This is a genomic window from Aminobacter sp. P4_D5 (assembly GCF_056401815.1).
On sequence record NZ_JBFUIP010000002.1, the window covers coordinates 82,042 to 108,497 of the forward strand.

General features: G+C 62.5%; 24 protein-coding genes. 9 read left to right on the plus strand and 15 right to left on the minus strand.

The window, feature by feature from the left end:
* Positions 1 to 23: 23 nt before the first annotated feature.
* Both folD and AC1DWF_RS01195 read right to left on the minus strand, forming a co-directional pair.
* Positions 24 to 920, minus strand: a complete 897-nt coding sequence (gene folD / locus AC1DWF_RS01190) for a bifunctional methylenetetrahydrofolate dehydrogenase/methenyltetrahydrofolate cyclohydrolase FolD (RefSeq protein ID WP_476783551.1) — start codon at positions 918 to 920, stop codon at positions 24 to 26.
* Positions 921 to 1,032: 112 nt separating this feature from the next.
* Complete coding sequence (locus AC1DWF_RS01195) at positions 1,033 to 3,351, minus strand: GumC family protein (RefSeq protein WP_476787765.1); 2,319 nt, start codon at positions 3,349 to 3,351, stop codon at positions 1,033 to 1,035.
* 163 nt (positions 3,352 to 3,514) lie between these two features.
* Between AC1DWF_RS01195 and AC1DWF_RS01200 the strand changes: the two genes are divergently transcribed.
* Entirely contained in the window at positions 3,515 to 4,810 is a 1,296-nt protein-coding gene (locus AC1DWF_RS01200; protein WP_476783553.1) for a lipopolysaccharide biosynthesis protein, read from the plus strand.
* A gap of 1 nt (position 4,811) precedes the next feature.
* Here AC1DWF_RS01200 and AC1DWF_RS01205 read toward each other — a convergent pair whose 3' ends face one another.
* Genes AC1DWF_RS01205 through AC1DWF_RS01215 form a run of 3 tightly spaced genes read right to left on the minus strand, consistent with a single transcriptional unit; the run spans position 4,812 to position 7,638 of the window.
* Complete coding sequence (locus AC1DWF_RS01205) at positions 4,812 to 5,702, minus strand: DUF6492 family protein (protein ID WP_476783554.1); 891 nt, start codon at positions 5,700 to 5,702, stop codon at positions 4,812 to 4,814.
* Positions 5,699 to 6,466, minus strand: coding sequence for a WecB/TagA/CpsF family glycosyltransferase (locus AC1DWF_RS01210; RefSeq protein ID WP_476783555.1), 768 nt, complete (start codon positions 6,464 to 6,466; stop codon positions 5,699 to 5,701). Before AC1DWF_RS01210 ends, AC1DWF_RS01205 begins: the two co-directional genes overlap by 4 nt.
* Positions 6,463 to 7,638: a glycosyltransferase gene (locus tag AC1DWF_RS01215; RefSeq protein WP_476783556.1), complete on the minus strand. Its 1,176-nt coding sequence runs from the start codon at positions 7,636 to 7,638 to the stop codon at positions 6,463 to 6,465. The genes AC1DWF_RS01210 and AC1DWF_RS01215 overlap by 4 nt, the downstream gene beginning before the upstream one ends.
* A gap of 161 nt (positions 7,639 to 7,799) precedes the next feature.
* On the opposite strand from AC1DWF_RS01215, the gene AC1DWF_RS01220 reads away from it, so the two are divergent.
* The 4 genes from AC1DWF_RS01220 (at position 7,800) to proC (ending at position 12,122) form a co-directional block, all read left to right on the plus strand.
* Complete coding sequence (locus AC1DWF_RS01220; RefSeq protein WP_476787766.1) at positions 7,800 to 8,798, plus strand: glycosyltransferase family 2 protein; 999 nt, start codon at positions 7,800 to 7,802, stop codon at positions 8,796 to 8,798.
* Positions 8,767 to 10,080 (plus strand): O-antigen ligase family protein, encoded by a 1,314-nt coding sequence (locus tag AC1DWF_RS01225; protein WP_476783430.1) that lies wholly within the window; start codon positions 8,767 to 8,769, stop codon positions 10,078 to 10,080. The genes AC1DWF_RS01220 and AC1DWF_RS01225 overlap by 32 nt, the downstream gene beginning before the upstream one ends.
* A 44-nt stretch (positions 10,081 to 10,124) precedes the next feature.
* Positions 10,125 to 11,240: a metallophosphoesterase gene (locus AC1DWF_RS01230; protein WP_476787768.1), complete on the plus strand. Its 1,116-nt coding sequence runs from the start codon at positions 10,125 to 10,127 to the stop codon at positions 11,238 to 11,240.
* A gap of 66 nt (positions 11,241 to 11,306) precedes the next feature.
* Positions 11,307 to 12,122: a pyrroline-5-carboxylate reductase gene (proC, locus tag AC1DWF_RS01235; RefSeq protein ID WP_476783432.1), complete on the plus strand. Its 816-nt coding sequence runs from the start codon at positions 11,307 to 11,309 to the stop codon at positions 12,120 to 12,122.
* Between the two features lies 1 nt (position 12,123).
* Here proC and AC1DWF_RS01240 read toward each other — a convergent pair whose 3' ends face one another.
* Genes AC1DWF_RS01240 through modA form a run of 4 tightly spaced genes read right to left on the minus strand, consistent with a single transcriptional unit; the run spans position 12,124 to position 15,116 of the window.
* Entirely contained in the window at positions 12,124 to 12,465 is a 342-nt protein-coding gene (locus tag AC1DWF_RS01240; RefSeq protein WP_476783433.1) for a winged helix-turn-helix domain-containing protein, read from the minus strand.
* 12 nt (positions 12,466 to 12,477) lie between these two features.
* Positions 12,478 to 13,593: a molybdenum ABC transporter ATP-binding protein gene (modC, locus tag AC1DWF_RS01245; RefSeq protein ID WP_476783434.1), complete on the minus strand. Its 1,116-nt coding sequence runs from the start codon at positions 13,591 to 13,593 to the stop codon at positions 12,478 to 12,480.
* Entirely contained in the window at positions 13,590 to 14,291 is a 702-nt protein-coding gene (gene modB / locus AC1DWF_RS01250) for a molybdate ABC transporter permease subunit (RefSeq protein ID WP_476787769.1), read from the minus strand. Before modB ends, modC begins: the two co-directional genes overlap by 4 nt.
* An 18-nt stretch (positions 14,292 to 14,309) precedes the next feature.
* Positions 14,310 to 15,116 carry a molybdate ABC transporter substrate-binding protein gene (gene modA, locus AC1DWF_RS01255; RefSeq protein ID WP_476783436.1) on the minus strand — a complete coding sequence of 269 codons (807 nt, stop codon included), beginning with the start codon at positions 15,114 to 15,116 and terminating at the stop codon, positions 14,310 to 14,312.
* 276 nt (positions 15,117 to 15,392) lie between these two features.
* Here modA and AC1DWF_RS01260 point away from each other — a divergent pair, with 276 nt between their 5' ends.
* Positions 15,393 to 16,244, plus strand: coding sequence for a sulfite exporter TauE/SafE family protein (locus AC1DWF_RS01260; RefSeq protein WP_476783442.1), 852 nt, complete (start codon positions 15,393 to 15,395; stop codon positions 16,242 to 16,244).
* Positions 16,245 to 16,305: 61 nt separating this feature from the next.
* Here the strand turns inward: AC1DWF_RS01260 and pcaF are convergent, their stop codons facing one another.
* From pcaF to AC1DWF_RS01275, 3 genes are read right to left on the minus strand one after another with little or no spacing between them, the layout of a single operon-like run.
* Positions 16,306 to 17,511: a 3-oxoadipyl-CoA thiolase gene (pcaF, locus tag AC1DWF_RS01265; RefSeq protein ID WP_476787770.1), complete on the minus strand. Its 1,206-nt coding sequence runs from the start codon at positions 17,509 to 17,511 to the stop codon at positions 16,306 to 16,308.
* Entirely contained in the window at positions 17,504 to 18,313 is an 810-nt protein-coding gene (locus AC1DWF_RS01270; protein WP_476783438.1) for a CoA-transferase subunit beta, read from the minus strand. The genes pcaF and AC1DWF_RS01270 overlap by 8 nt, the downstream gene beginning before the upstream one ends.
* Positions 18,310 to 19,167: a CoA transferase subunit A gene (locus AC1DWF_RS01275; protein ID WP_476783439.1), complete on the minus strand. Its 858-nt coding sequence runs from the start codon at positions 19,165 to 19,167 to the stop codon at positions 18,310 to 18,312. Before AC1DWF_RS01275 ends, AC1DWF_RS01270 begins: the two co-directional genes overlap by 4 nt.
* A gap of 143 nt (positions 19,168 to 19,310) precedes the next feature.
* Here AC1DWF_RS01275 and AC1DWF_RS01280 point away from each other — a divergent pair, with 143 nt between their 5' ends.
* The gene (locus AC1DWF_RS01280) at positions 19,311 to 20,084 is read left to right on the plus strand and encodes an IclR family transcriptional regulator domain-containing protein (RefSeq protein WP_476783440.1); all 774 of its coding nucleotides are present in this window, start codon (positions 19,311 to 19,313) and stop codon (positions 20,082 to 20,084) included.
* Positions 20,085 to 20,089: 5 nt separating this feature from the next.
* Here the strand turns inward: AC1DWF_RS01280 and AC1DWF_RS01285 are convergent, their stop codons facing one another.
* Both AC1DWF_RS01285 and AC1DWF_RS01290 read right to left on the minus strand, forming a co-directional pair.
* On the minus strand, positions 20,090 to 21,604 hold the full coding sequence (locus AC1DWF_RS01285) for an acetyl-CoA hydrolase/transferase family protein (protein WP_476787771.1): 1,515 nt from the start codon (positions 21,602 to 21,604) through the stop codon (positions 20,090 to 20,092).
* Between the two features lie 111 nt (positions 21,605 to 21,715).
* Positions 21,716 to 22,552 carry an endonuclease/exonuclease/phosphatase family protein gene (locus AC1DWF_RS01290; protein ID WP_476787772.1) on the minus strand — a complete coding sequence of 279 codons (837 nt, stop codon included), beginning with the start codon at positions 22,550 to 22,552 and terminating at the stop codon, positions 21,716 to 21,718.
* 171 nt (positions 22,553 to 22,723) lie between these two features.
* Between AC1DWF_RS01290 and AC1DWF_RS01295 the strand changes: the two genes are divergently transcribed.
* The gene (locus AC1DWF_RS01295) at positions 22,724 to 24,274 is read left to right on the plus strand and encodes a phospholipase D family protein (protein ID WP_476785972.1); all 1,551 of its coding nucleotides are present in this window, start codon (positions 22,724 to 22,726) and stop codon (positions 24,272 to 24,274) included.
* 159 nt (positions 24,275 to 24,433) lie between these two features.
* A complete protein-coding gene (locus AC1DWF_RS01300; RefSeq protein WP_476785971.1) occupies positions 24,434 to 25,408 on the plus strand; it encodes a DUF535 family protein in 975 nt (324 codons plus the stop codon).
* 43 nt (positions 25,409 to 25,451) lie between these two features.
* On the opposite strand, the gene AC1DWF_RS01305 is transcribed toward AC1DWF_RS01300, so the two are convergent.
* Positions 25,452 to 26,174 carry a DUF1194 domain-containing protein gene (locus AC1DWF_RS01305; RefSeq protein WP_476787782.1) on the minus strand — a complete coding sequence of 241 codons (723 nt, stop codon included), beginning with the start codon at positions 26,172 to 26,174 and terminating at the stop codon, positions 25,452 to 25,454.
* Positions 26,175 to 26,456 lie beyond the last annotated feature (282 nt).

Below are 26,456 nucleotides of genomic sequence, written 5' to 3' on the forward strand. Positions count from 1 at the left end.
GGTTTCAACAACGCCGCTTTCACTCAGAACCCMCGATATTCGAGGCCGGCGTGGCGATAGGCCGACACCAGCGTATTGGCCATCAGCATGGCGATGGTCATCGGGCCGACGCCGCCAGGCACCGGCGTGATGGCGCCGGCGTTCTTGGCGGCCGAGGCAAACTCGACGTCCCCCACAAGGCGCCACTTGCCTTCGCCTTTTTCAGGCGCCGGAATGCGATTGATGCCGACGTCGATGACAGTCGCACCCGACTTAACCCAGTCGCCCTTGACCATTTCGGGCCGACCGACAGCAGCGACGAGAATATCGGCGGTGCGGCAGAGCGCCGGCAGATCCTTGGTGCGGCTATGGGCTATGGTGACCGTCGCATTAGCGGCAAGCAGGAGATTGGCCATCGGCTTGCCAACGATGTTGGAGCGGCCGACAACGACAGCGTTGAGTCCCGAAAGGTCCTTGCCGTGCTTGCGCTCGATCAGCAGCATCGAGCCAAACGGCGTGCAAGGCACCAGCGCCGTGTCGAGTTCGCCGGTGGCGAGCTTGCCGACATTGATGAAATGGAAGCCGTCGACATCCTTGTCCGGCGCGATCGTCTGGATGATCTTGCCGGCATCGATGTGGCCGGGCAGCGGCAGCTGCACAAGAATGCCGTGGATATCAGGATCGGCATTGAGTGCTTCGACCAGGGCCACCAGTTCGGCTTCCGAGGTTTCGGCGGCAAGCGTGTGCTGGACCGAATGGAAACCGCATTCCTTGGCGGTGCGCGACTTGTTGGCGACATAGACCTGGCTGGCCGGATCCTGGCCAACGATGACCACGGCGAGCCCCGGCTTCACGCCATGCTCGGCAAGTGTGGCCGCCGACTTCTTGACGCCTTCGACGACCTCGGCTGCGACACTCTTCCCGTCAATGATCTCAGCCATGGCTCACTCCGTCTGCTGCATCGTTCGAGGCGGCATTGTCATCAAATTTCCGACCAGCAACCTCGCCATTGCGGCGTCCGGTGCCGTAAACTCGAAACCGCCCGGGAGAATTTCAGAAGTAGCGGCGCGTGCGCCGCTCCCTGAGTTGGTTCAACTCCTTACGAACCTCGCGCAGGCTCTCGCTGATCTCGTCGATCTGGTTTTGCGCTGCCGGCGGCTCGGCACGCGGAACCTGAGGCGCGGGGGCTGCCTGCTGCGGCACGGGCGACCATGGATAATGGCCAGCCGACTGCGGCTTATATGCGGGTGGATAAGGATACGGCGCGGCGTAACCTGGAGCTGTTACAGCAGGTCCGTAGCCTGCTTGAGGCGGCAGTTTTGGACCATAGCCTGCCTGCGGATAGGGCGGATAGGGCGACGCGAAACCAACCTCACCGGCCGGCGGCTGCATCAGTGGCCCTGACATAGGTTGATCGACAACGGGATGCTCACGCGCGCTGGCGACTACCAATGACGGAGTTGTCCTGGCCTCTGGCCTCGGTGCCGTGCCCCGCGCGTCCGGCTCGCTTCCAGTCGTCTCCTCGGGCCTGCGGCGCGACACCGGCTTGGCGCGAGCACGGCGGTTGGCGGTATCGCGCAGGCTTTCGAGCGCGCCACGCAARGCACCGATGCCCACGCCCGATGCAAAACCAAGCAGCATGCCGGCGATCGAGATCATGGCACGCGACGGCCCGGTCGATTGAAGCGGCGGCGAAGCAGTCGAAATGACGGTCACATTGGCCGAGTTGATGTCCCTTTGCTCGCCCGTTTCACGCGCCCTGAGCAGGAACGCCTCGTAGACGGCGCGCTTGGCGGTGACGTCGCGTTCGAGCTCGCGCAGCGTGACAAGCTCATCGCCGACGCTGCCCTGGCGCACCTTCAATTGGGCGAGCCGGGCGGCGAGCTCCTGCTCCATCTGAACGGCGCGCTTGAGCTCGACCTGGATGGAAGCCGCGACACGGCGCAGCTCCGTTGCGATGCGCTCGCGCGCGCCGGTCAACTGGGCCTCGATGGCCAGACGTTCGGGATGGCGAGGACCAAGTCTCACAGCCGCCCGATCGGCCTCCTGGGTAAGCGCTGCGTACTGCGCCCGCAACTCATTGATGGTGGGAGAGCTGATCGCCTCCGGCAAGGTGCCGCTCAAGACCGCGTCGACGCCGAGACCGCGTGTCGATGCAGCGCGTGCGTTGAGTTCCAAGGTACGCGAGCGCGCAGCAGTCAGCTGGTCGTTGACGCGCTGGATCTCATCGTCGGTGATCAACCGTCCCTGCGGATCGATCAGTTCATTTTCGGCCTTGAAGGCCTCGACCTTGCGTTCGGCTGTTTCAACCGACTTGCGCATTTCATTAAGGCGGGCACTAAGTTCGTCGGTTGCGCGTCCCGCGGTTCCCGCCTGCAACTCGCCAAAGGTCTGCATGAAGACTTCAGTCATCGTGTTGGCGATGAGAGCCGACTTTTCGGCGTCTTCCGTCTTTGCTCCAATCGAGACGACGAACGTATTTGCACCGCGCTCGATGGTCAGCGCTTCGGCGAGATGCGTCGTCGCCAAAGTGTGCCTGCGACCGGCCGAATCTCCAGCTGCCGTATCATCGCGGGAAATCAACGAGCGCAGGAAAGAACGAACACTGAAACCGCCTCCAGCGGTGCCATTGAACTCCGGATCTTCCGCAAGGTTGAGCTTGTCGACGACCTTGGTCAGTACCGACCCCGACGTCAGCACGCGCACCTGGTTTTCGACGACGGCAAGCGTCGCGTCCGAAGGCAGATTGCCAACAGTCAATTCCTGGTCGGAGAGCTTGAGGTTGCGCGGATCGACGATCATCTCGGTCCACGCCTGATACATCTTGGGCGTCGACAGCGCGATTGCCACGCCCATGAGCGCGCCCACCAATGTGGTCGAGACGATCAGCAGCTTCGAGCGGGTAATCCCGCCGATGACTTTCATCGGATCGATCAGCGGCTTCCAACGGACATCGTCATGGTCGCTTTGATCGTATGACGCCATGTCCGGGACCACAGGCTGAACCATCGCGGCAGCGGGAACCGTGGGGCCAAGCAGTCTGTCGCGCCAGTTACCTATCATCGAGGACGGAGCCGGCGCTGCGCTTTCGCTTGCGGACGCCTCTTTGACAGCCGGACGCTCGTTGTTCGGCTTCACCTCCGCCGCAAGCGGGGCCTCGGCGAGTGCGTCACGGGCGGCACTGTCGGCTTCACGGCGCAGGCGCGCCATGCGATGCCGGGTCACCGGATCCTGCGCCCCAGCCTCCTGGTGCTCATCAACGGAGATCGAGAGAAGCGAGGCCCCCTTGGACTTGGACGTAGCGTCGTCCTGGTCCTGCGCAAGCAGCGAGCGCTTGCGCCTCCAGTCGTCGCGATTTCCAGATTCGTCCATGTTTCGGGCAGCTTCCAACAGGATAGTCCGGATCATTGTCCGGTCGTTAACCCAAGCTAAACAGGCGTGGGAAACAAAAGGTTAATTATCCGCCTTTGTGGCATTTTATGCATCCGTCGCGGAACGGCACATTAAGTTTTGGCCCCTATTCTCCGGCCCGATCATGACCCAGGCAAATGACATACCGCGCATGCCGCTGCGCCAGCGTATCGGCAGTTTCCTGTCTGGTCGGCGCGCTGTCCTGCGCGACTATTTCTCGGCGATCAGCGGCTCTGCCGGACGACTGGTCTTTTCGCTGATCTATTTCGTGGCGCTCGCCAACACCTTGTCGATCGCCGATTTCGGTCTTTTCGCCACCGCCTCAGCCGCCGGCGTGATGCTGTCGCGCACGCTTGCCTTCGGCTTCATCTCGGCTCTCTACCGGACGGCGACAATACGTCCCCGACTGATCGGCAGCTACACCGCAGGCTTCCTGATGCTGGCGCTGCTGTCGCTGCCGTTGCTGGCGGCGGCCTCGGCGCTCACCTGGTTCCTGTTCTTCAAAAACACATTGCCCGCCGCGATTTTCGCCACCGTGATCTGCGCCGAAGCCCTGCTCTGGCGGCCGGTCGAGGTGGCAATGATCGTCAACAACGGTCTCGGGCGCTTCGGCAAGGCGGCAATACTGGCTATCCTGACGTCAGCGATAAAATCTGCGGCGGCGGCATTGTTCATTTTCTGGCCCAGCCACACGGTCGAAGCCTGGGCCGGCTTCTACGTCGCCTGCAATCTCGTCTCGCTGACATTGGCTTTCGGCATGTTTTATCCGCGCCAGCGGCTGAGGCTGACACCGGATCTCTACTGGCGACGGCTTTCGGATTCGATCTATGTCGCCGGCGCCGAGGTGCTGTTTTATCTGCAGATGGAATTCGACAAGCTGCTGGTGCTGGCCATGGGCGGGCCGCATCTCGCGGGCATCTATGCCATCGTCATGCGGCTGGTCGACCTCACGGCCATCCCGATCCGCACCTTCTCGATGATGCTGGTGCAGCGCATGATGCGGGCGCCGCAGATGTTGGCCAAGCTGAAGGTCAAGATCGGCATCGAAGCCGGCATCCTTATTGTCTCCACATCGGCCCTGCTGTTCCTCGCCGTGGTGCTGCACTTCTATCCCAATTTCCTCGGACGCAACGTCTCGGAGGCTGCACCTCTGGTTGGGCTCGCGCTGTTCGTGCCGGCCTTGCGCAATCTCGTCGAATATCACGCAGAGCTTTTGTTCGCGCGCGGCCAGACGCTGATCCGCGCCGGCAACCTGGCCATGCTCGCAGGACTGAAGGCTGCCTTGCTGTCCATGCTACTGCTGCAGGTCGCCGACACCGAGACGCTTATATGGTCGCTGAACGGCATGTTCGCGCTGCTCTACCTCGCCTCGGCCGCGGTGACCTATTCGGCTCTGCGTCGGCCAGCCCGGGCGATTTAGTTCAGGCCGTGACAAGCCTGCGGATACGGCCGAGATCGGTACCGATGAAGGATTGCATGCCGATAGCCACCTGCTCGGGCGCCATCGCTGCTACGAAGGCTTCGAACTGCGCATCCGAAAGTGGCGTTCCGGTCCAATGAACCCGACAGAACTCCTCCGAGCCGTGGTAATGCCCGGCACCGTCGATGACCTCGTCGACGAAGCGGCCATAGATCATGCATTCGGAGAATTTGCGCCGTGCGCACACTGCTTCGACCCAATGCCGGCCGCTGATCTTTTCAATCCGGGCGAGCATGTCGCGTACGCTTGAGCGACGCCAGGCGATCAGCGTGGAGATGTAGTCGTGCGGCGAAATTTCAGGCGCGGCGATGCCAAGCACGGCGGCCGCGTTCGCGGACCACATGCGATGGTTCTCGTGGCCGGGGGCAAGCAGCGCATCGTCGCGGCGAAACAGCCGTAACCTGCCGTCGTGCCAGAACCTGGCGCAATCGAACGGCTTCAGGAACGCGACGTCGGAATCGACATAGACAAGTATCTCCTGCTCGATCCGCTCGGCAATGGCCATGCGCCGCAGCTGCTGGACGTGCCAGCCACGCAGCGGCGGTGCCTTGAGACTCAGCCAGATGCGGCGCTTAAACAGGCTTGTCGGGTCGGGCATGTCGCGCAGCCAGGACGGCAACAGATCGCGCTCGTCGATCACGGTGCGGCGGCTGCCTTCGAGTTGGCGAAACAGCGCCACGTCGCGATGCTCAACCAGCAGGTAGTGGTGCGATGCCCCCACGACGTGTCGATCGACAGTCTCGCACAGCAGGCGGCAGCGCTCGAAATCGGCGGCATAGCTGGCCGTCACCAGTGCGGCATCCGGAGCCACCGATGTGCCATTGGCGTTCAAGAGCGGTCCTCCCCGCCCTGCCCCGTCAGTTTCTGCCGCAACACCCGGAGAAGAAACAGCGGATTGCCAACGATGTAGCGCCGCCACAGCCGGCCTGGCTCAATTATCAGACGGAACAACCATTCGAGGCGCAATTGGCGCATCCACTTCGGCGCGCGCGGCACCGAGCCGCTGAGGAAGTCGAGCAGCGCGCCGACGGCGATCGGCAGTGTGCAATGTTCAGGTCCCAGGTTGCGCGCGATCCAGAACTCCTGGCGCGGAACCCCCATGGCGACGAGCAAGATGTCTGGGCGAAGCGCGCCAATATCGGCGACGATCGTGGGTTCTTCCGAAGCGGTGAAGAAGCCATCGTGAACAACGACGAAACGATGCTTTGGCGCGATCTCGGCCAACCGCTCCGCGGCGCGCTCGGCATTGGCGCGCTTTGCGCCGAGCAATGCGACCGTCAGCGGCCTCTCCGACGCCTCGAGCAAGGCAGGCACGAAGTCGGTGCCATTGAGATTGTCGGGAAAAGGCGCTCCATAGAGCCAGCGCGCGGCGAGATCGACACCGACGCCGTCAGCGAGGACCAGGAAATCGTCGAGGGTTGCGGCAAATTCCTTGTCGGAACAGGCGATGTTGGCATTGTGGGCATTGAGGAAGGTGACCTTGGTGAAGGTCTTTTCCCTGAGCCGCCGAGACAAATGAGAGACCGCCTCGTCGCGTCGCAGGCTGGCGACCCGGATGCCGAGGATGCGCCGGACCGGCACAGCCGCCACGCTCACGCCGCCACCTCACGCGCGCCGGCACCAAGCTTGGCGAGGCCAAGCGCAATCGCGCTGTCGAGTGCCGCGATCTGCCGGCGGTGGAAATCGCTGCCGTCGACGTCCGCGACCCTCTGATCGACGCTTTGTTCGAGCGCCCTGGCGAAGGCTGCGGGATCGTCGGTCATGATGCAATTCTGAGGCTTGTGGGTGATGCCGCGCAGCGAGTGTGCAGTTGCCACCGAAGGCAGGCCCAGTTCAAAGGTCTCGATGGTCTTGAGCTGGACACCGCTGCCGGACGTGCTGACGAGCGGGATGACCGCAGCACTGCGTACGAAGGCCTGGGCGTCCGGCACCCGGCCAACGAACTTGACGCCGGGATGCGGCGAAGACACGCCGGCCGGGACACTGCCAGCGATATGGATGCGGAAATCCTTGCGCAGATGCGGCACGACCTTGCCCAGGAACCAGTCGAGGCCGATACGGTTGGGCTCCCAGGTCCAGGTGCCGATCAGAGCCGCCTCGCATTCGATGTTTCGCATGCCCCGTCCGGTCGAAAGCTCCGAACGCGTCACCAGCGGCAGCGCCACCGAGCGCGTGTCGGAGGCAACGCCGAGCTCGGCGCGATCCTCCTCGGCCAGCGTGAAGACAAAACGCGCCTTGCGGCACAACCGCTTCTCGATGACTTCGAGGAGCCTTGCTTCTCGCCGGAACAAGGCGCGTTGAAACGCACCATTGGCGGCTTGCGAATTCTCCGCCGCCGAGCGGAACTCGACATTGTGCGCGACGAAGATCGAAGGCCGGTCCTGAAAGACGCTTTCGAAAGCAGCAACCATCTGGACCGAATTGAGGATGTAGCCGTCGAACGGGCCGGCTGCCTTGATCGCCTCGCGCACCGTCTCATCGGAAACCACGCGCAGCTTGGCTGACGCGAATGTCAGGCCCGAGGCAACCGCGCTCGCCAGCCAGGCGAGTTTGCGCTGCAGGGGTGCCGCGTCGGTACGCACATCGAGCGAAGCAAGGAGAATGGTGTTTTCAGGATCGGACGGCGCCTTGCCCGGCCAGCCAAAGCCGAGCACGGTCACGCGCACGCCGGCACGGCGCAGCGCATCGATGATCGCCTGATTGGCGATCTCGTAGCCTGAGGAAAGCGCCCCGTCAGGCACGATGGATGTGGCAAACAGCAGATGCATCGCAACAAAATTCCTGCCCATGCCCTAGCAGCGTGCGGTGAAGTCTTCATTAAGCAATTCGCGCGGGCTGTGGAATACGGCCACCGACCTGCTCGCGGTCTATTTAACCGACCGTTATGGTGCCGGTGATAGGGAGGGGCATCTAAAACCGGTGCCCTTTCATGGATGCTCTGCCACCTCTCAAATCCGTGACCATTGCAGGCATGTCGCCTGCTTTGGCGGTGGATGATGTGGAAGTGGTGGTCACGCTACCGACCTTCCGCCGGCCACAGCAGTTGCTGGCAACGCTCGATTCGCTCGCCAAGCAAAAAACCGCGCGGCGATTCGCTGTCATCGTCATGGAAAACGACGCCGAAGGCGGCGAAGGCATGCGCGCCGCGCTGCCGTTGTTTGAAAGCGGTGCGATGGCAGGGCTCGTCATCGTCGCTCATGAGCGCGGCAATTGCAGTGCCTATAATGCCGGCTGGCACACAGCGCTCCTGCACTTTCCGAATTTCACCAAGCTTCTGGTGATCGACGACGATGAACTGGCCGATCCGCTGTGGCTTGAAACCATGTGCACCGCCGCCGAAAGCCTTGGTGTCGACATAGTCGGTGGACCGCAGGTGCCCGTCTTCGCCGACCCTGCACATCAGGTTTGGGCGACGCATCCGGTTTTCGCGCCGCCCTACTCCACCACCGGACCAGTTCCAGCGCTCTATTCCTCGGGCAACCTTCTCGTCGGCCGCCATGTACTTTTGGCCATGGGTCCGCCCTTCCTAGACCTGCGTTTCAACTTCATGGGCGGCGGCGATTCGGACTTCCTGAGCCGGGCTGCGCAAAAGGGCTTCAAGCTCGGCTGGTGCGCCGAAGCAAAACTGTTCGAAACTGTGCCGGAACGGCGCCTCGAGGCCGACTGGATCCGCGCCCGTTCCTTGCGCAACGGTGTCATCTCGACACTGGTTGCCAAGAAGAAATATGCTGGCACGCCATTCGCCAATACGCGCGTCTTCCTCAAAAGCCTCGCACTTCTCGCCGCTTCGCCCCTGCGTGCCTTGAAGCGCCTTGTCGTCACCGGCTCGCCGTCGGTGGCGATCTATCCGATCCATGTGGCGCTCGGCCGTGTGATGGCCGACTTCGGTTATGCCAATGAGCAATACCGGCAGCCTGAGAAGAACTGACACCGCGCCGCTTTCGGCGGCGTTCAACCCAGCGGGCGTCGCCACGGCCGTCGCTGCGGTGGTGCTGACCATCGTCATCGTGTCGTTCCGGCCGTTCCAGCCAGCGAGCGCCAACCTCGATGGCGGTGGCGATATCGTCAACCAGCTCGGCTTCGGATCGCTCGGCGCATTTGCCATGTTTTCGCTGCTGACCCTTGCCGGTCCGGGCAGGCTGCGCGCACTGGCGGGCCTGCCGTGGCTGCTGCTTTTGTGCTTCTTCATGATTTCGGTGGCAAATGCCATCGACCCCGGCGCCGCCTTCCGCGCCGCCACATTCACCCTCATCGGTATCATCGCCATGGCAACCGTGCTGGCGCTGCCGCGTGACGGCGAAGCCTATTCGACTGTGCTCGCCTTCGCCGGTTTCGTCGTCGTCGGGCTTTGCTATGGCGGCGTCATTTTCTATCCGAGCGTTGCGATCCATGGCTCCGGCGGCTTCGAACCCGAACACTCCGGGCTTTGGCGAGGCGCCTTCTCCCACAAGAACATCGCAGCACCCGTCATGGCTTGTTTCAGTTTCGCCGGCATCTACCTGTTCCGCCGCGGCTGGTGCAGGTCGGGTATCGTTCTGTTTCTGCTTGCCATGGTCTTCATGGCGCATACCGGCTCGAAGACCACGGCGGGCCTTGTGCCGCTTTCGATCCTGCTGGTGCTTTTGCCCGGAATGATCGGCATGCGGCTTGGCGTGCCCCTGGTGTTTGCGCTTGCCGTGACCGGCACAGCACTAGCCACGCTCGGCATCGTCTTCATCGACCCGCTCAAGCAGCTTGCCGCCCATCTTTTCCCGGATCTCACCTATACCGGCCGCACCACGATCTGGGAGTTTGCCGGCAAGATGATCGCCAGGCAGCCCTGGTTCGGCTACGGCTATGAAAGCTTCTGGGGTACGCCCATTGTCACCAGGATCGATCATACCTTCGACCAGGGCTGGGACATCAGCGGGATCGTGCATGGCCACAATGGCTACATCGATCTCGCGGTGGCCATGGGACTCCCGGCACTCGTGGTGGCGATCTATGTCTTCCTGATCGCACCGATGCGCGATTACATGCGCATCCCGCTCTACAAGGAAAACGTCTTCCTCGGCGACTTCTTCATGATGGTGGTGCTGTTTACGTCGCTCAACGCCTTCCTCGAAAGCTTCTTCTTCCGCCGTACCGACCCGGTGTGGATGTTCTTCGTCTTCGGCGTACTCGGGCTCCGGCTGGTCTCACGCACGGTCATCCACAAGTCGAGTGCCTGAGCAGCGCTCTTGATCATGCGCGGCGAGAAAGACATTCTCGCGCTATGATCGCCACTGTTTCCAGACGCCAGATGCTTGCCCAGACACTGGGCATCGGCCTCGCCTCGTTGCTCAAGGTGCCCACGGCGCGTAGTGCCACCTGGCCGAAGATCGACGCGACCTTCCTGTTTTCGGCCGACATCCACGCCTGCCGCATGGCAAGCGGTCTCAGTCCCAATTGCCAGGCCGAAGGCAAGACCGACGAAAATCTGCGCCGGCATATCGCGGCGCTGAACGAGGTCGGCGAATTCGCGTGGCCGCGCGAGATCGGCGGCGTGCCAAGTGGATTGGCGGGTGCCGGCCAAAGGATCGGGCGTTCGCTCGGTTTGGTGATCGGCGGCGACATGACCGACGACGGCGGCGGCCAGGTGACGCAACCGCATGAAGGCACGCAGCTTCTGCAGTTCAGCCAGCGCTACCAGGAAGGCAACGGCCCCGACCGCGTGCATGTGCCTGTCTATGTGGGGCTCGGCAATCACGATCTCGACCAGGACGGCCCGCCACCGCATGTCGACTGGTACCGACGCGAGATGCGCGACTATGTCGAGATCAACCACCGCCCCAGCGTATTCTTCAAGCCACCGGTCCCGGCCACCGACTACGAAGCGCCATCCGACTGCTATTCATGGGACTGGGGCGGCCTGCACCTCGTCCAGACCCACAGATTCGCCGGCGACACCGCCAAGGGCGCGATCAGCGCGCTCGACTGGCTCAAGCAGGACCTCAAGACCTTTGCCAGCGACGGGCGGCCGGTAATGCTGTTCCAGCATTATGGTTGGGACCCGTTCTCGACTGAGAGGTGGGACGCGGATGCCCATACATTCAATGACAAGGGACGCGGCGAGCCGCACTGGTGGAGCGATGACGAACGGCGCGCGCTGCTTGAAGCCATCGGCGGCACCAACGTGATTGGCGTCTTCCACGGCCACCAGCACGACACCGCGATGATCTACCAGCGCGACGGGCTCGACCTGTTCAAGCCGAAAGCAGCCTTCATGGGCGGCTTTGCCGTGATCCGGATAACAGACGCCTTCATGGACGTCGTTTTGGCCGAGGCCGGCCCGCGTGGCGGCGTCACCTTCACCAACGCTTTCAGCAAGGCGTTGGACGGCACACGCTGAAGTGGCACAGCACCCTTCCGCATGGCCTCAAGACAGTCTATGTCAGTTGCGTTCGGAGGGCTTTGCATGACCATCAGACTGATCCTCGCCGGCTGCGGCAACATGGGCTACGCCATGCTCACGGGCTGGCTCAATTCGGGCAAGCTCGCGCCTGATGAAACCTTCGTGGTCGAGCCCAACGCGGAGCTTCGTGCCCGGGCGGCTGAACTCGGCAGCCGGGTCGCTTCGGAAGTTGGCGGCATACCGGTCGATGCCGACCCCGAGATCATCGTCGTTGCGGTCAAGCCGCAGGTCATTCGCGAAGTCACATCAGGCTATCGCCGCTTCGGCAATGCCAAGGCCACTTTCGTCAGCGTAGCTGCGGGCACTCCCGTCGCCACATTCGCCGAGATCCTCGGCAGCCACACGCCGATCGCGCGCTGCATGCCCAATACGCCGGCGGCCATCGGCAAAGGCATGATGGTTCTCTACTCCAACGAACACGTCACCGAAAAAGCCAAGGACATCGTCGGCGACCTTTTGTCGGCCAGCGGCGAGGTCGCGACCATCGCCGACGAAGGGCTTATGGATGCAGTGACGGCGGTTTCCGGTTCGGGACCGGCCTACATCTTCCATTTCATCGAGTGCCTGACGGCAGCAGCCGAAAATGCCGGACTTCCGTCCAAGACGGCCTCGCTCCTTGCGATGCAGACAGTTTATGGCGCCGCAAGCCTCGCCGCCGAAAGCCGCGAAGACCCTGCCGTCCTGCGCCGCCAGGTGACCAGCCCGAATGGCACGACGGCGGCAGCGCTCAGCGTTTTGATGGGCGAAGACCGGCTGAAGAACCTGCTCACGGAGGCCGTCGAGGCAGCCCGGGTTCGTTCGATCGAACTCGGGAAATAAACTATTTCGCGTCAGCTTCGGCTTGCAGCGCCTTGATGTGGGGCGCTGCGGCCTCGTTCACCGCGCGCTCCATGTCGCGGAACTGGCGCACGACCTCCTCACCGACAAGCGTCAGCTCGGCACCGCCGCCATGCTTGCCCCCGGTCTTGGCCGCTACCAGCGGCTTGCCGAACATTTCCTTGAGTTCTTCGACAAGGTCCCAGGCGCGCTTGTAGGACATCTCCATGGCGCGCGCCGCAGCCGAGATCGAGCCGGTGACGGCAATCTGTTCGAGAAGTTCGACCTTGCCCGGCCCCAGGCGGCCCTTTGGGTCGAGATACAAGCGCAAGGTCAGAGATGGCATCGGCTGCTCCAGTCAGTCGCTGGTTAGCACAAGCGGCGCCCCTGGAGAAAGATTGGCGCGATCGAATGCAACGGTCTTGATGACGGCAAAGACGTCGCGGCCAACACTAAGCTGAAGAGTCTCCAGCGACTGGCGGGTGATCCGCGAGACGAGCATATCACCGTGGCAGTCGAGCCGAAGGTCTATCTGCGCACCATTGACCTTGCCGATCTCGGCGATGCGGCCGGGCAGGATATTGAGCGCGCTCAACCCTTGCGGCCGCTCGGTGGCGATCATCACGTCGCGCGCCCTCACCCGGACGCGAACTGTCGTGCCTTCGGCCAGCCCGATGCGCGGTACACGCATTTCGCCAGCTGCAGCGCCAAGGACGGTCATGCCAAAAATTTCGTCATGGTGCAGGACCTTCATGTCGAGCACGGCACCGCCCTCGCCCACCTCTTCCGGCGGCAACAGGTCTAGGCGCTGCATGATCTCGATTGTCGGCCCGGACGCTGCAACCTTGCCCTCAGCCATCACCACGATGTCGGTGGCGAGCCGGGCGACCTCCGATATGGAATGGCTGACATAGACGATCGGGATCCTGGTCTCGTCGCGAAGCCGTTCGAGATAAGGCATGATCTCAGACTTTCGGGCGTCGTCGAGCGAAGCCAGCGGCTCGTCCATCAGGAGCAGTCTCGGGCTTGCCAGCAGGGCTCGGCCGATGGCGACGCGTTGCTTTTCGCCACCCGAAAGCAGCGCAGGACGCCGCGCCAGGAGATGGCCGATGCCAAGCATGTCGACGACGCGATCGAACTCCGCGTAGCGTTCCGTGCGCGGAGTGAACCAGCGGCCATAGAGCAGGTTCGAGCGCACTGTGAGATGCGGAAACAGCCGCGCGTCCTGGAAGACGAAACCGACCCGGCGCCTGTGGGCGGGCACGAATTTTCGAGCCGTCGTGTCGACCAGCGTCCTCTCGCCTATGACGATGCGACCGGCATCAGGGCGGATCAGGCCAGCGATGATGTTGATGAGCGAGGTTTTTCCCGAGCCGGACGGGCCGAACAAAGCGGTCAGGTGACCCGCACTTTCGAAACGGGCCTCAAGGTTCAGCGCGCCGAGGCGGTGGCGGACATCGACGAGCAGTGTCATCCGACATCCATGCGTTGGCCGATGCGGCGGGCGAATATCTCGGAGACGATCAGCGCTATCATCGAAATGGCAATCGAGATCAGCGTCAGCCGCATTGCGCCAGCGTCACCGCCGGGCACCTGGGTGAACGTGTAGATCGCCGATGGCAGCGTCTGGGTTTCGCCGGGGATGTTGGAGACGAAGGTGATAGTGGCGCCGAACTCGCCCATCGCCTTGGCGAAAGACAGGATCATGCCGGCAACGACGCCGGGCAGGATCAAAGGTAGCGTCACCGTGAGAAATACCCAAAGCGGGCTCGCGCCCAGCGTGCCGGCTGCCGACTCGAGCCTGCGGTCGACCGCCTCGATGGATAGGCGGATGGCTCGCACCATCAGCGGAAAGCCCATGACAGCGCAGGCAAGGGCGGCACCGGTCCAGCGAAATGAAAAGACGATGTCGAAATGCTCGTCGAGGAACGAGCCGATGGGCCCGCGTCGGCCGAAGCTCAAAAGCAACAAGTAGCCGGTGACGACGGGCGGCAGGACGAGCGGCAAATGGACGACGCCGTTGAGCAGCGACTTGCCCCAGAATTTGCCACGCGCCAGCAACAGGGCAATCGCAATGCCGAAAGGCAGGCTGGCGGCCATCGCCCACAGCCCCACCTTGATCGACAGGTGGACCGCATTCCATTCGTCAGGAGTGAGGTCCAGCCATGTCATGCGTCAGTCTGAATGCCTTTAGTTGGAAGCGACGGGCGCAAGCATAGTGAAACCTTGCGCCTCGAACAGCTCCTTAGCCTTGGCGGACTGAAGATATTTCACGTACGCAGCCGCGTCCGCGCTCTTCGAGTCCGCCGTCAGGCCTACCGGATAGACGATGGGAGGATGCGAGTCTTCCGGGAAAATGCCAACAATCTTCACGCCGGGTTCGGCCTTCGCATCGGTCTGGTAGACGATGCCGAGCGGGGCTTCGCCGGTAGAGACCAGCTTGAGCGCTGCGCGCACGTTTTCAGCCTGGGCGATCTTGCCTTCGACAGACGACCAGACGCCGAGCTTTTCCAGTGCCGCCTTGCCGTATTTGCCGGCGGGCACGGCCTTGACGTCGCCCATGGCGAGATGGCCGTCGCCGAGCAGTGCTGCGAGGTCGAAATTAGGAGCGATCTCGGTCTTGGCGGCGGAATCCTTTGGCGCAACGAGCACGATGCGGTTGCCGAGCAGCTTCACTTCCGAGCCATCCTTGATGAGCTTCTTGTCGGAGAGATACTTCATCCAGTCGAGGTCGGCGGAGATGAACACGTCGGCGGGCGCGCCCTCTTCGATCTGCTTGGCGAGTGCTGAGCTTGCGGCATAAGAGGCGGTAGCGGACTTGCCGCCTTCGGCCTTCCAGGCGGCGTCAACGGCATCAAGCGCGTTCTTGAGGCTGGCCGCAGCGAACACGACCACATCGCCATCGGCGCGTGCTGCCGGCAGGCCGAGCGATAGCACCGCTGCAAGACCACCGACCATCGCGGCGAGCCGCACCCCAAATCCCCTACGCGTGAACATCGTCAGTCCTCCATGATTGCGCGAGCCGCAGCAAAGCTACGGATTCGTTATATTCATATGGATATAACACATCACAGGCAACCACCCATCCGGGTGGTTTTCCGCAAAACTGTTGCGATGTTTTGACGGCCAATGGAGTCTCAGTCTGGCATCGCATTCGGGGGGAGACTGACCCAATGCTTCGTGCCATATGTGGCGCCGCTAACCCTAGGGGAGCCTCGCCGGACGCGCTGCGTCTTGTAGCCCCCGCATCATTCTCGCGTGAGTTTTCCTGACATGGCCGGCATATCGACGTTTGAAATCATCTGGCTCGCCGTAGCCCTTCTGGGCGCCGGCGCCATTACCGGCCTGCTCGCTGGAGTCTTCGGTGTCGGCGGTGGCACCGTCATCGTGCCGGTGCTCTACGAACTGTTCCAGTCCGTCGGAGTTCCCGAGGAGGTTCGCATGCCGCTGTGCGTCGGCACCTCTCTCGCCATCATCATCCCGACCTCGATACGCTCGTTCAACGCACACCGTGCCAAGGGCGCTGTCGACATGGCGATCCTCAAGCAATGGGCCATACCGGTCATTGTCGGCGTCATCATGGGCAGCGTGATAGCGCGCTACGCACCGGCCGATCTGTTCAAGGCGGTGTTCGTCGTCGTCGCCGGTTTCTCGGCGATCCGGCTTTTGTTCGGCAAGGATTCGTGGCGGCTCGGGCTCGACATGCCGGGCAAGCTCATCATGAACATCTATGGCTGGATCATCGGCGTGCTGTCGAGCCTGATGGGTATCGGCGGCGGCCAGCTCTCCAACCTGTTCATGACCTTTTACGGCCGGCCGATCCATCAGGCGGTTGCGACATCCTCCGGCCTCGGCGTGCTGATCTCCATCCCGGGTGCGCTCGGCTACATCTATGCCGGCTGGCCCCGCGCGGCGGAGTACCCGGATGTCGCAGCCCTGCAGTTTCCGCTCTCGCTGGGCTATGTCTCGCTCGTCGGGCTGATCTTGTTTGTGCCAACCAGCGTGCTGACTGCGCCTTTGGGCGCGCGCCTGGCGCATTCGCTGTCGAAGCGGAAACTGGAAGTCGCCTTCGGCATATTCCTGTTGCTGATCAGCGTGCGATTCCTGTTCAGTCTCTTCGAGTGAGCTTACTGACCAAAACGCCCGGCAATGCCGGGCGTTTTCATTTTCGGTATCCGGATACGGCTCACGCTCTTTCGAGAGCGATCGCAATACCTTGCCCGACACCGATGCACATGGTGGCAAGCGCCAGCTTGCCACCGCGCAAGCCGAGCTCCAGCGCCGCGGTACCAGCGATGCGGGCGCCCGACATGCCAAGCGGATGGCCCAGTGCGATGGCCCCGCCATTCGGGTTCACGTGCTCCGCATCCTCGGCAATGCCAAGGTCACGGAGCACGGCGATGCCTTGGGAGGCGAATGCTTCGTTGAGTTCGATGACGTCGAAATCGGAAGGTGAAATGCCCAGCCGGGCGCACAGCTTCTTGGTCGCCGGTGCAGGGCCAATGCCCATGATGCGCGGCGCAACGCCGGCAGCCGCACCGCCGAGCACGCGCGCGATCGGCGTCAGACCGTATTTCTTCACCGCGGCTTCCGAGGCGACGATCAACGCTGCCGCGCCGTCATTGACGCCCGAGGCGTTGCCGGCCGTCACCGTCCCGCCCTGACGGAACGGCGTCGGCAGCTTGGCAAGCGTTTCGATGGTCGTGCCGGCACGCGGATGCTCGTCATTCGACACGACAACCGCATCGCCCTTGCGCTGCGGGATGGTCACCGGCGTGATCTCCTTGCCTAGGCGACCGTTTTCCTGGGCGGCGACAGCCTTGTTTTGGCTGCGCACAGCAAAGGCGTCCTGATCGGCGCGCGACACGGAGAAGTCTTCCGCCACGTTCTCGCCGGTCTCGGGCATCGAATCGACGCCGTACTGCTTCTTCATCAAAGGATTGACGAAGCGCCAGCCAATGGTGGTGTCATGGATTTCGGCATGGCGCGAGAACGCCGCGTCCGCCTTGGGCATGACGAAGGGCGCGCGGCTCATGCTTTCGACACCGCCAGCGATCATCAACTCGGCTTCGCCTGATTTGATGGCGCGGGCAGCCGCTATCAGCGCGTCCATTCCCGAACCGCAGAGCCGGTTGATGGTCGTGCCCGACACGTCCTGAGGCAGGCCGGCCAGAAGCAGCGACATGCGGGCAACGTTGCGGTTGTCCTCGCCGGCCTGGTTGGCGCAGCCATAGATGACGTCGTCGACCGCTGCCCAATCGACGCCGGCACTGCGCTCCATCAGCGCCTTGAGCGGCACGGCGCCAAGATCGTCGGCGCGGACCGACGCCAATGAACCGGCGAAGCGGCCTATCGGCGTGCGGATGTAGTCGCAGATATAGGCCTCAGCCATCCTTCGATCCTCTCTTTGCGCCAACCGCTTCGCCCTTGTGGGCTGCGTCGGTGCGTGCCTTGAGATCACGCAGCGTCTTGAGTTCCAATTCAGTCGGTGCTGGGGTTTCCTCAAGCGTGTCGGCAAACTTGACTGTCCAACCACAAGTCTCTTGCACCTTGTCGCGGGTCACACCCGGATGCAGAGAAACGACGGTGAACTCCTTGGTGACGGGGTCCGGCTTCCAGATCGCCAGATCGGTGATCAAAAGCGTCGGGCCCTTGGTGTCGATGCCGAGACGCTGGCGATGATCGCCGCCCTCGCCGTGGCCGAAGGAGGTGTAGAAGTCGATCTTTTCAACCATGCCGCGCTTGGACTGCGCCATGGTGATGTAGATTTCCTTCGACGACGTCGCGATCTCCGGTGCGCCACCCCCGCCCGGCAGGCGGGTCTTGGGGTGGGCGTAGTCGCCGATGACAGTCGTGTTGATGTTGCCGAACTTGTCGAGTTGGGCGGCACCAAGGAAGCCGATCGAAATGCGTCCGCCCTGCAGCCAGTAGCGGAACATCTCTGGCACCGAGACTGTGGTGACGGCCGTGTCGCACAGCTCACCGTCGCCGATCGACAGCGGTAGGACGTCGGGCGCGGTGCCAATGGTGCCCGATTCATAGATCAGCGTGATGTCGGGCGCATGTGTCAGCCGCGCGACATTGCAGGCGGCCGATGGCGCGCCGATGCCGACGAAGCAGACGTCGTCGCCCTTCAAGGCGCGCGAGGCGGCAATCGTCATCATTTCGTTGGGGGTGAAGCCGAGTTCGCTCATGCCACGTTCCTCAGGTGTTCGACGCGGGCCGCAAAGTCGTCGGCGCTCTTTTCGATGACGTTCTTTTGCATCCACTCGCGGAAGCGGTCGCGGTCGGCAGCGATCTCGTCCCATTCGAGATAAGAAGCGTTGTCGCGAATGTAATAGCCATGGGCGTAGGACGGGTGGGCTCCGCCCGGCACCACGGAAATCGCGGTGACCGACCAGTTCGGCAGAACCGTCAGGTTCGGGTGCAGGTCGTCGAAATTGTCGACCACTTCCTCGACCGTGACCACGGCGCGCTTGGCGGCAAGGGCTGCTTCCTTCTGGATGCCGATGATGCCTTCAACCAGCACGTCGCCCTTTTTGTTGGCCTTCTGGGCATGGATGAAAGTGACGTCAGGACGAACCGACGGAACGGCGGCGAGCACCTCGCCGGTAAACGGGCATGTCACCGACTTGATGTTCGGATTGACCCTGGCGAGCTCTGCGCCGCGATAACCGCGGAAGATCGCGCAAGGCAGGCCGGCGGCGCCCGCCTCATAGGCGTTGGCCATGGCGGCATGGCTGTGCTCTTCGATCTCGAGCGCATGCGGAAAGCCGTTCTCGACCGCGTCGCGCAGACGGCGCAGCAGGCCAACGCCGGGATTGCCTGCGTAGGAGAAGATCGCCTTCCTGGCCATGCCCATGCCGATCATCTGGTCGTAGATCAGGTCAGGCGTCATGCGGACCAGCGTCAGGTCCTTGAAGCCCTGGCGGATCGCCTCATGCGCGGCCGCGGTGGGAATGAGGTGCGTGAACCCTTCGAAGGCCACGGTGTCGCCGTTGTTGAGATTGTCGGCGACCGCCTGCGACAGGGGGAGAAATTTGGTCATCGCGTTTCGTCCCGTTTGTCCAAAGTCCGTTCAAAAGTTCGTATTGCGAACATTTGTTTTCTATGCGATACATTTTTGAGCCAAGATGACGCTGGAGTCAATGAGATGACTTCGTTGCGCCGCTATTTCCCGAGGAATGCCGCATGAGCGACGACGAAACCGGCCGGGATCACGTCACTTCGCTGGAACGCGGGCTCGCCGTCATGGAGATCCTGGCCGCCAATCCTGCCGGACTGACTCTGACCGAGACCGCCGAAAAAGCAGGCCTCACCCGCGCCGGCGCCCGGCGCTTCCTGCTGACACTGGTGGCGACGGGCTATGCCGTACAGGCGGGACGGAACTTCTCGCTGTCGCCGCGTCTTCTGGCGCAGGCCCGCATCTGGCTGCATGGCGTGCCGTTATGGACATTCGCCGAACCCTTCATGCGCGAGACCGCAGCCAAGCTGCATGAATCCTGTTCGGCGGCGATCCTGTCAGGCGAAGACATGGTCTATGTCGCGCGTGTTCCAGGCCCGCGCATCATCGCGGTGGACCTGCAAGTCGGAGCGCATTTGCCCGCCCACTGCACGGCCATGGGGCGCGTGCTGCTTTCGGGCCTCGGGGAAAGCGATCTCGAAACATTCCTGGCGCGGGCAACGATCACACAGCGCACGCCCAAGACGACCGTCGACAGGACGCGGCTTTCCGGGATCATCGCTCAGGTGCGCAACGACGATTTCGCGATCGTCGACGAAGAGCTGGAAATCGGCCTGCGCTCGATAGCCGTGCCGCTGCGCGACCGCTCCAATGCGATCATCGCCGCGATCAATGTCTCAACGCAGACCCAACGTCACACGCCGGCCGACATGGAAGCTGAGATCCTGCCCATGCTCAGGCAGATGGCGCAGCGGATCAGCGATTTTTTCGTCGTGCAGTAAGCGAATCAGGCACGCATCGATCCGGTCTCGATGTAGCGCTGATGCCACGACAGCGCTTCGTTGAGCAGCGACGGCGACTGCAATCCGTATGAATGCTTCAGCGCGCGCTCGAAATAGTCGGCCAATGCGGGCCGATAATCCGGATGAGCGCAGGTTTCGATGATGAGCCGCGCGCGCTGCTTGGGCGACAGGCCGCGCAGATCGGCCAGCCCTTGCTCGGTGACGAGCACCTGCACATCCTGGTTGATGTGGTCGACATGACTTGCCTGCGGCACGATGGCCGAGATCTTGCCGCCCTTGGCCGTCGACGGCGTCATGAAGATCGAGACATAGGCGTTGCGGGCAAAATCGCCCGAGCCGCCGATGCCGTTCTGGATGCGCGAGCCCATGATGTGGGTCGAGTTGACGTTGCCGTAGATGTCGGCCTCGATCAGCCCGTTCATGGCGATGCAGCCGAGGCGTCGGATCAGTTCGGGGTGGTTGCTGATCTCCTGGGGCCTCAGAATCATCTTGTCGCGGTAGCGCCCCATGTCGGTGTTCAACCGGTCGGCAGCGTCGGGGCTGAGCGAAAAGGCGGTGGCCGAGGCCATGCGCAGCTTGCCGGAATCGATCAGGTCCAGCATGCCGTCCTGGATCACCTCGGTGTAGGCGGTCATGTTTTCGAACGGGCCGTCGACCAGCCCGGTCAGCACGGCATTGGCGATGTTGCCGACACCCGACTGGATCGGCAGTAGCGACGCCGGCAACCGGCCCTTCGCAACCTCATGAGCGTAGAATTCCAGCAAATGCCCGGCGATGGCATGGGCGACGTCGTCGGGCTTGGAGAACGGCAAATTGCGGTCGGGCGCATCGGTCTCGACAATGGCGACGATCTTGGCAGGATCGCAACGGAAGACGCTCTCGCCGATACGGTCGTCCGGTTTCACCAGCGGGATCGGCACGCGATGCGGCGGCAGGGCGGTGCCATAGTAGATGTCGTGCATGCCTTCCAACTGGCTGTTTTGCCAGCGGTTGACCTCAAGTATCACTTGGTCGGCTCGGTCGAGCCAGGTCTTGTTGTTGCCGACCGACGACGACGGAATCAGCGAGCCATCCGGCAAAATGCCTGAAACCTCGACGACCGCCGTATCGAGCGGGCCGAGAAAGCCCTGCCAGGCCATCGGCGCGACCTGACTCAGATGCATGTCGAAATATTCCATCTCGCCGCGATTGATCTTTTCGCGGGCAATGGGATCGGAATTGTAGGGAAGACGGAACTCGATGCCGTCGGCCTTGGCAAGCGCCCCGTCGAGTTCGGGGCCGGTCGAAGCGCCGGTCCAGACACGCAGCCGGAACGGATTGCCTTTGGCATGCTCCGCCTCGATGCGGGCCGCTAGAGCCAAGGGCACTGTCTTGGGATAGCCCGAACCCGTGAAGCCGCTCATCCCGACTGTGGAGCCCGACTTGATCAGCGAGGCCGCATCCTCGGCGCTCATCACCTTGGATCGCAGGCTTTCGCAGCCTATCCGCGTTTGCACCATGTCTCGCCTCGCTCCAGCCGTTGCGCTTCGTTCCTCGCCCCCATTGAGGCTACCTGATATGGCATCCTCATGTCGGTGCAAGGGGCGATTGTGACGCGGATGCGGGCGGCGTCAGGCCGCTTCGGCCAAGCCGTTACGCTTGACGTTCAGCCGGATGACGGCCCGGATCGGCAGATGATCGGAGGCGATACGCGCAAGTGCCGTATCGTGGGCCTCGATCTCGGTGAGCAAATTGTGCGGCCTCGCCATGACGCGGTCGAGCGCCAATACAGGAAAGCGCGAGGGAAAGCTCGGAACGATCGCATGCATCGGGCCGAAGGCCGGCTCCAGACTGCGCAGCGACGAGCGTTTGCCCAGCCGCCATTCGTTGAGGTCGCCGACAAGCACCGTCGGCTTGTCGCTGTGCAGTTCGGCTGCGGTCAAAAGCGTACCAGCCTGCAGCTTGCGCGAGTGGCGCAGCAGTCCGAAATGCGCCGCGATGATGCGCAAGGGACCCGCTTCGAGTTCGAGATCGACGACGACAGCTCCGCGCGGCTCGGCCCCGGGCAGAACGATCTGCCGCGCCGAGCTCACCGACCCCTTGCGAAACAGCACCACATTGCCGTGCCAGCCATGGCTCATGCGTCGGCCGGCAAGCGGAACCGGAACTAGCCCGGTCTCGCGYGCGAGCGCGTCGAGGTCGAGCAAGCCGGCACGCTCGCCAAAGCGCTGGTCGGCTTCCTGCAGCGCAATCACATCGGCGCCGATCTCGGAAATGACTTCCATCGTGCGCTGAGGATCGAAACGACGGTCCAGCCCGACACATTTGTGGACGTTGTATGAGGCAACGACGATTTCGCTGTGGCTGCCCGTTGCAGCGCTCGAAGACGCGTTCTGCTTCGGCTGTGCTGTAGGCGGGTGCCCTGCACCGGCTGCGGCGGGAATCTCAAAGCCTAGTCTGCTAGCCATCACTTGTCTGGAATCTCTGGGAAATTCGTGTTCAGTTGCGGCAGGCGTGTTGCCAACTCTAGCCTATATGGTCGTGGTGTTCGAGTTTTTCCACATGCGTCACGATAGCCTTCCACCGAAATGGTATCGTGAGGCTATGGTTCCATACTTAACAAATTGGCCGCCCGACGCATGAATCTCATCGCAATTGCCATAGCTGTCGTCGGAACGCTGGTCCTTGCCTCCCTGTTTGCGGTCTATGCCTATGGCCGCTTTGCCAAACGCGCGCGCGGCGCGCCGTCCCAGGCACTTGCGACGGCAGAAAACGAAACCCCGTTCGATTCGATGGTTGCCCCGCTATTGGCAAACCGCCCGCATCAGAGCGGGCTGGCACTGCTTTCCTCCAATCTTCATGCCTTTGCCGTCCGCGCCTATACCGCGCGCAACGCGCAGCGCAGCCTCGACCTGCAATATTACTATTGGAAGGACGACCTGACCGGCGGCCTTTTGGCGCGCGAGGTGCTCACCGCCGCCGATCGCGGCGTGCGCGTGCGGCTCATGCTCGACGACATCAACGCCAAGGGCTACGACCCGAACTACCTCGCACTCGACAGCCACCCCAACATCGAGGTTCGCCTGTTCAATCCGAGCTGGGCACGGGCCTTCGGCCTGCAGCGCGGCCTGGAACTTTTGCTGCGCGCGGTGAGGACGACGCGGCGCATGCACAACAAGGCCTGGATCGCCGACGGCCGGCTGGCCATCGTTGGCGGACGCAATATCGGGGATGCCTATTTCGACGCGTCCGAGGATTCCAATTTCCGCGACATGGACCTTTTGCTCGTCGGCGACGTGGTCGACCAGACGGAAGCCATCTTCGACCGCTTCTGGAACAGCGAGGCGGTGCTGCCGATCCGTCATGTCACCGGCATGGCGAAAGGCGACCTGCCGGCGCTACGCGTCCGCCTTGAGCGCACGGCAACCACCGGCCTCGCCGAGCCTTACATCCACCGTGTCACCGAGGAGAGCAGGCAATGGGCGTCGTCGGGCATGGGCAAGCTGCGCTGGACAAACGAGGCTGAAGTCGCCTCCGACCCGCCGGAAAAGGCCTATGGCGGAGGCCAGGACAGCTGGCTGATGACGGCTATCAAACCAATATTGGCTTCCGCGAAGCGCGAGCTGAAGATCGTTTCGCCCTACTTCATCCCCGGCGAGGCTGGCACCCATCAGTTGACGACACTGGCCAAGGATGGGGTTGCGGTCACCGTGTTGACCAATTCGCTCGCCGCCACCGACGTCGCTGCGGTCCACGGCGCTTATGTGCGATACCGCAAGCCGCTGCTGAAAAGCGGTATCGATATCTACGAATTGAAGCCCGACGACGAGCGCACCGACATGTCGCTGTTCGGCTCCAAAGGCGCGAGCCTGCACACCAAGGCGTTCATCGCCGATGGACAGGCAGGCTTCGTCGGCTCCTTCAACTTCGACCCGCGCTCCACCTCGCTCAACACCGAAATGGGCGTGCTGTTCCGCCAAAACGAGCTGGCCGGTGAAGTGGAAGCGGTGATCGCGGCACAGATCTCGCCGCGCGGCAGCTACAAACTTTCGCTGCACGGCGGCAGACTGACCTGGCGCGACCGTGCCGCCAACGGCGCACGCGAACTCACGCACGAACCACGCGCTAGCCTCCGGCGCCGCTTGCTGGCCAAGGTCATCAGCTATCTGCCGATCGAATCCCAGCTGTGAACTGACAAGCTCGGCCAAACACACCAATCGACGTCACATCAAAAGCCGCGCGCTGAACAAAAAGATGCAATGCAGGCGCAATGCGGCTCGCTCTTTAGATCGCCCGGCCGGTTCCAGAATTCCGCGGAACCGGCGCAAGCAGTCTAAAGGAGCGATCCCGTGCGACATGAATGGAAGCCGGAACTGGATCAGTGCGTCGCGCCGGTCCAATCATTGCCGGCACGCGCCGCGAGGCGGCCCTCGGTCTTCCTCCAGACGCTTGGCCTTGGTGCACGCGTCTCGCTCAAGCGCTCGGTGGTGTTTTGCCTGCGATTCGCCTGCCGTCCGGTCAGCACCTTTGGCTGGATAAAATTCCTCGACGATTTTTCGCGACTGCACTCACTCGGCCGTCCGCATGACGACCTGCTGCGCAAGTCGCTGGATGTCTTTTTTGTCCAGGGGATCCCAAGCCCCGTTCGTCTCAAGCTGATGACGGAGCATTTCCGCATCGCGGCCAAGATGCTGAGGCACGACGATCTCGCGGCCCTTTGGCGGGGCGAGCGCCTCGATCTCGGCAGCGTCAGCGGACGCGGCGAAAACTACAACATGCAGATGCTGCTGGCCGCTCATTGCGGCAGCCGTCACGAAGGCGTCTTCGCCCTCAAAATGTCGCGGGCGAGCGACGATTACAGCTTATGGACGGCCAGCTTCGTGCTTGTCCGTGGCGAAGACGGCGCCCCCAGCCTGGCGATCGGCGGCATGCAAGGCCCCAAGGGCACCGAGGCGAAGCGCTCGGTCATCTCCGCAACCCGTTGCCTTGGCGGGTTGCGGCCCAAGGATGCGATGTTGCTCGTGCTTCATGGCCTGGTTTCGGTGACCAATCCGCCGCACATCATGGCCGTTTCCAATGCAACGCATGTCATCAACCAGCGCCGCCGCAAACGCCGGCGGCTGATGCAGGCCGATCTGGACGAATATTGGACGGAGCGCGGCGGCGCACCCGCTGAACCGTTCGGTTTCCAGTTGCCAGCGCCAGCAGCGCCTCAAATCGACAGCCCAAACCGGCGCGAACAAAGCAAACGGGCTTTTTGGGACATCGGCATCGGGATTTGCAGTGCGTCGGGCAGAGATGCGGTTGCCCACTGGCACAAATGACGTTCCGCAAATATCCGAGGCCCTCAGACTCGCCCTTCCAATGTTACTCAATCGAAAACTGCCGATAGTTATAGATTGCACCATCCACTTCCCATCTGCCGATCGACAGACTGATCTCGCCTACCAGCTTGCGGCGGAGAGCGGTCGCGTAGTCTCCCTTGGCGGCAGGCGTGAGAACGAAGGCGTTCGGACCGCCTATGATATTCGCGGCAAAATAGCTGGCGAGATCATATTTTACCCCACGTAGAAGTGGCGACACAGCGATTGCATTAATTGTATACCCCTTCGTGATCGCCTGAATTCGGCTCTGCTGAACGGGCAAGCCGTCGTTGTTGGTGCCATTGGCAGAGATATCAATTATCTTTCTGGTCGCCGCTCCAGGGAACTGGTCGAGAAGTAGACTTCCCTGGTCAATGGCGAAGGAAATGGACGTATCGCCACCAACGTTACCGGTGCGTGTACCGCTTTTGAGGATAGTCGAAGCCGCGGTTTTCGCGTCCTCCAGCCCACATACCGTTGTCCACGGCAGAACGGTGCGCAAATGCCCGTGGCTGGACCACTCAAAATAGGTGATCCCCACGCATCCAAAATAGTTGCGGGCAATTGCTGCGAGGACCTCTGGCGCCACCAATGCTTCAGCATGGCCCTCGCGCTGCATGTCAGCCGTAGATGCATCGACAGACGATGATACATCGACCGCGAAAGCGATCGCGACATCTGCATCGGCGGAATGTGCGGGCAGCGCGACAAATGTGGCTGCGCCGATGCGACTGCACGTTCACCTCAGCCTCCGGTCAGCCCCCGGCCTCATCTCAACAATACGTTATATTCCAAGTTTTGGTAGATCGCCGCTTCGCGGTTTGATGCCGGCCAGCCGAAGCTCCTTCCGAATCGCAAGACAAGCGAAATAACCGCCCGCCTCGATGGATATGATGCCGAACCTTGCCAGCCATCGATTCCCACGCTGATTTGTTACAGGACTTGTAACGTCAGAATGGGCGGCAACCCTGCAGCGCAGGATCCAACGATTTCAATTAGGGGAGGAGAA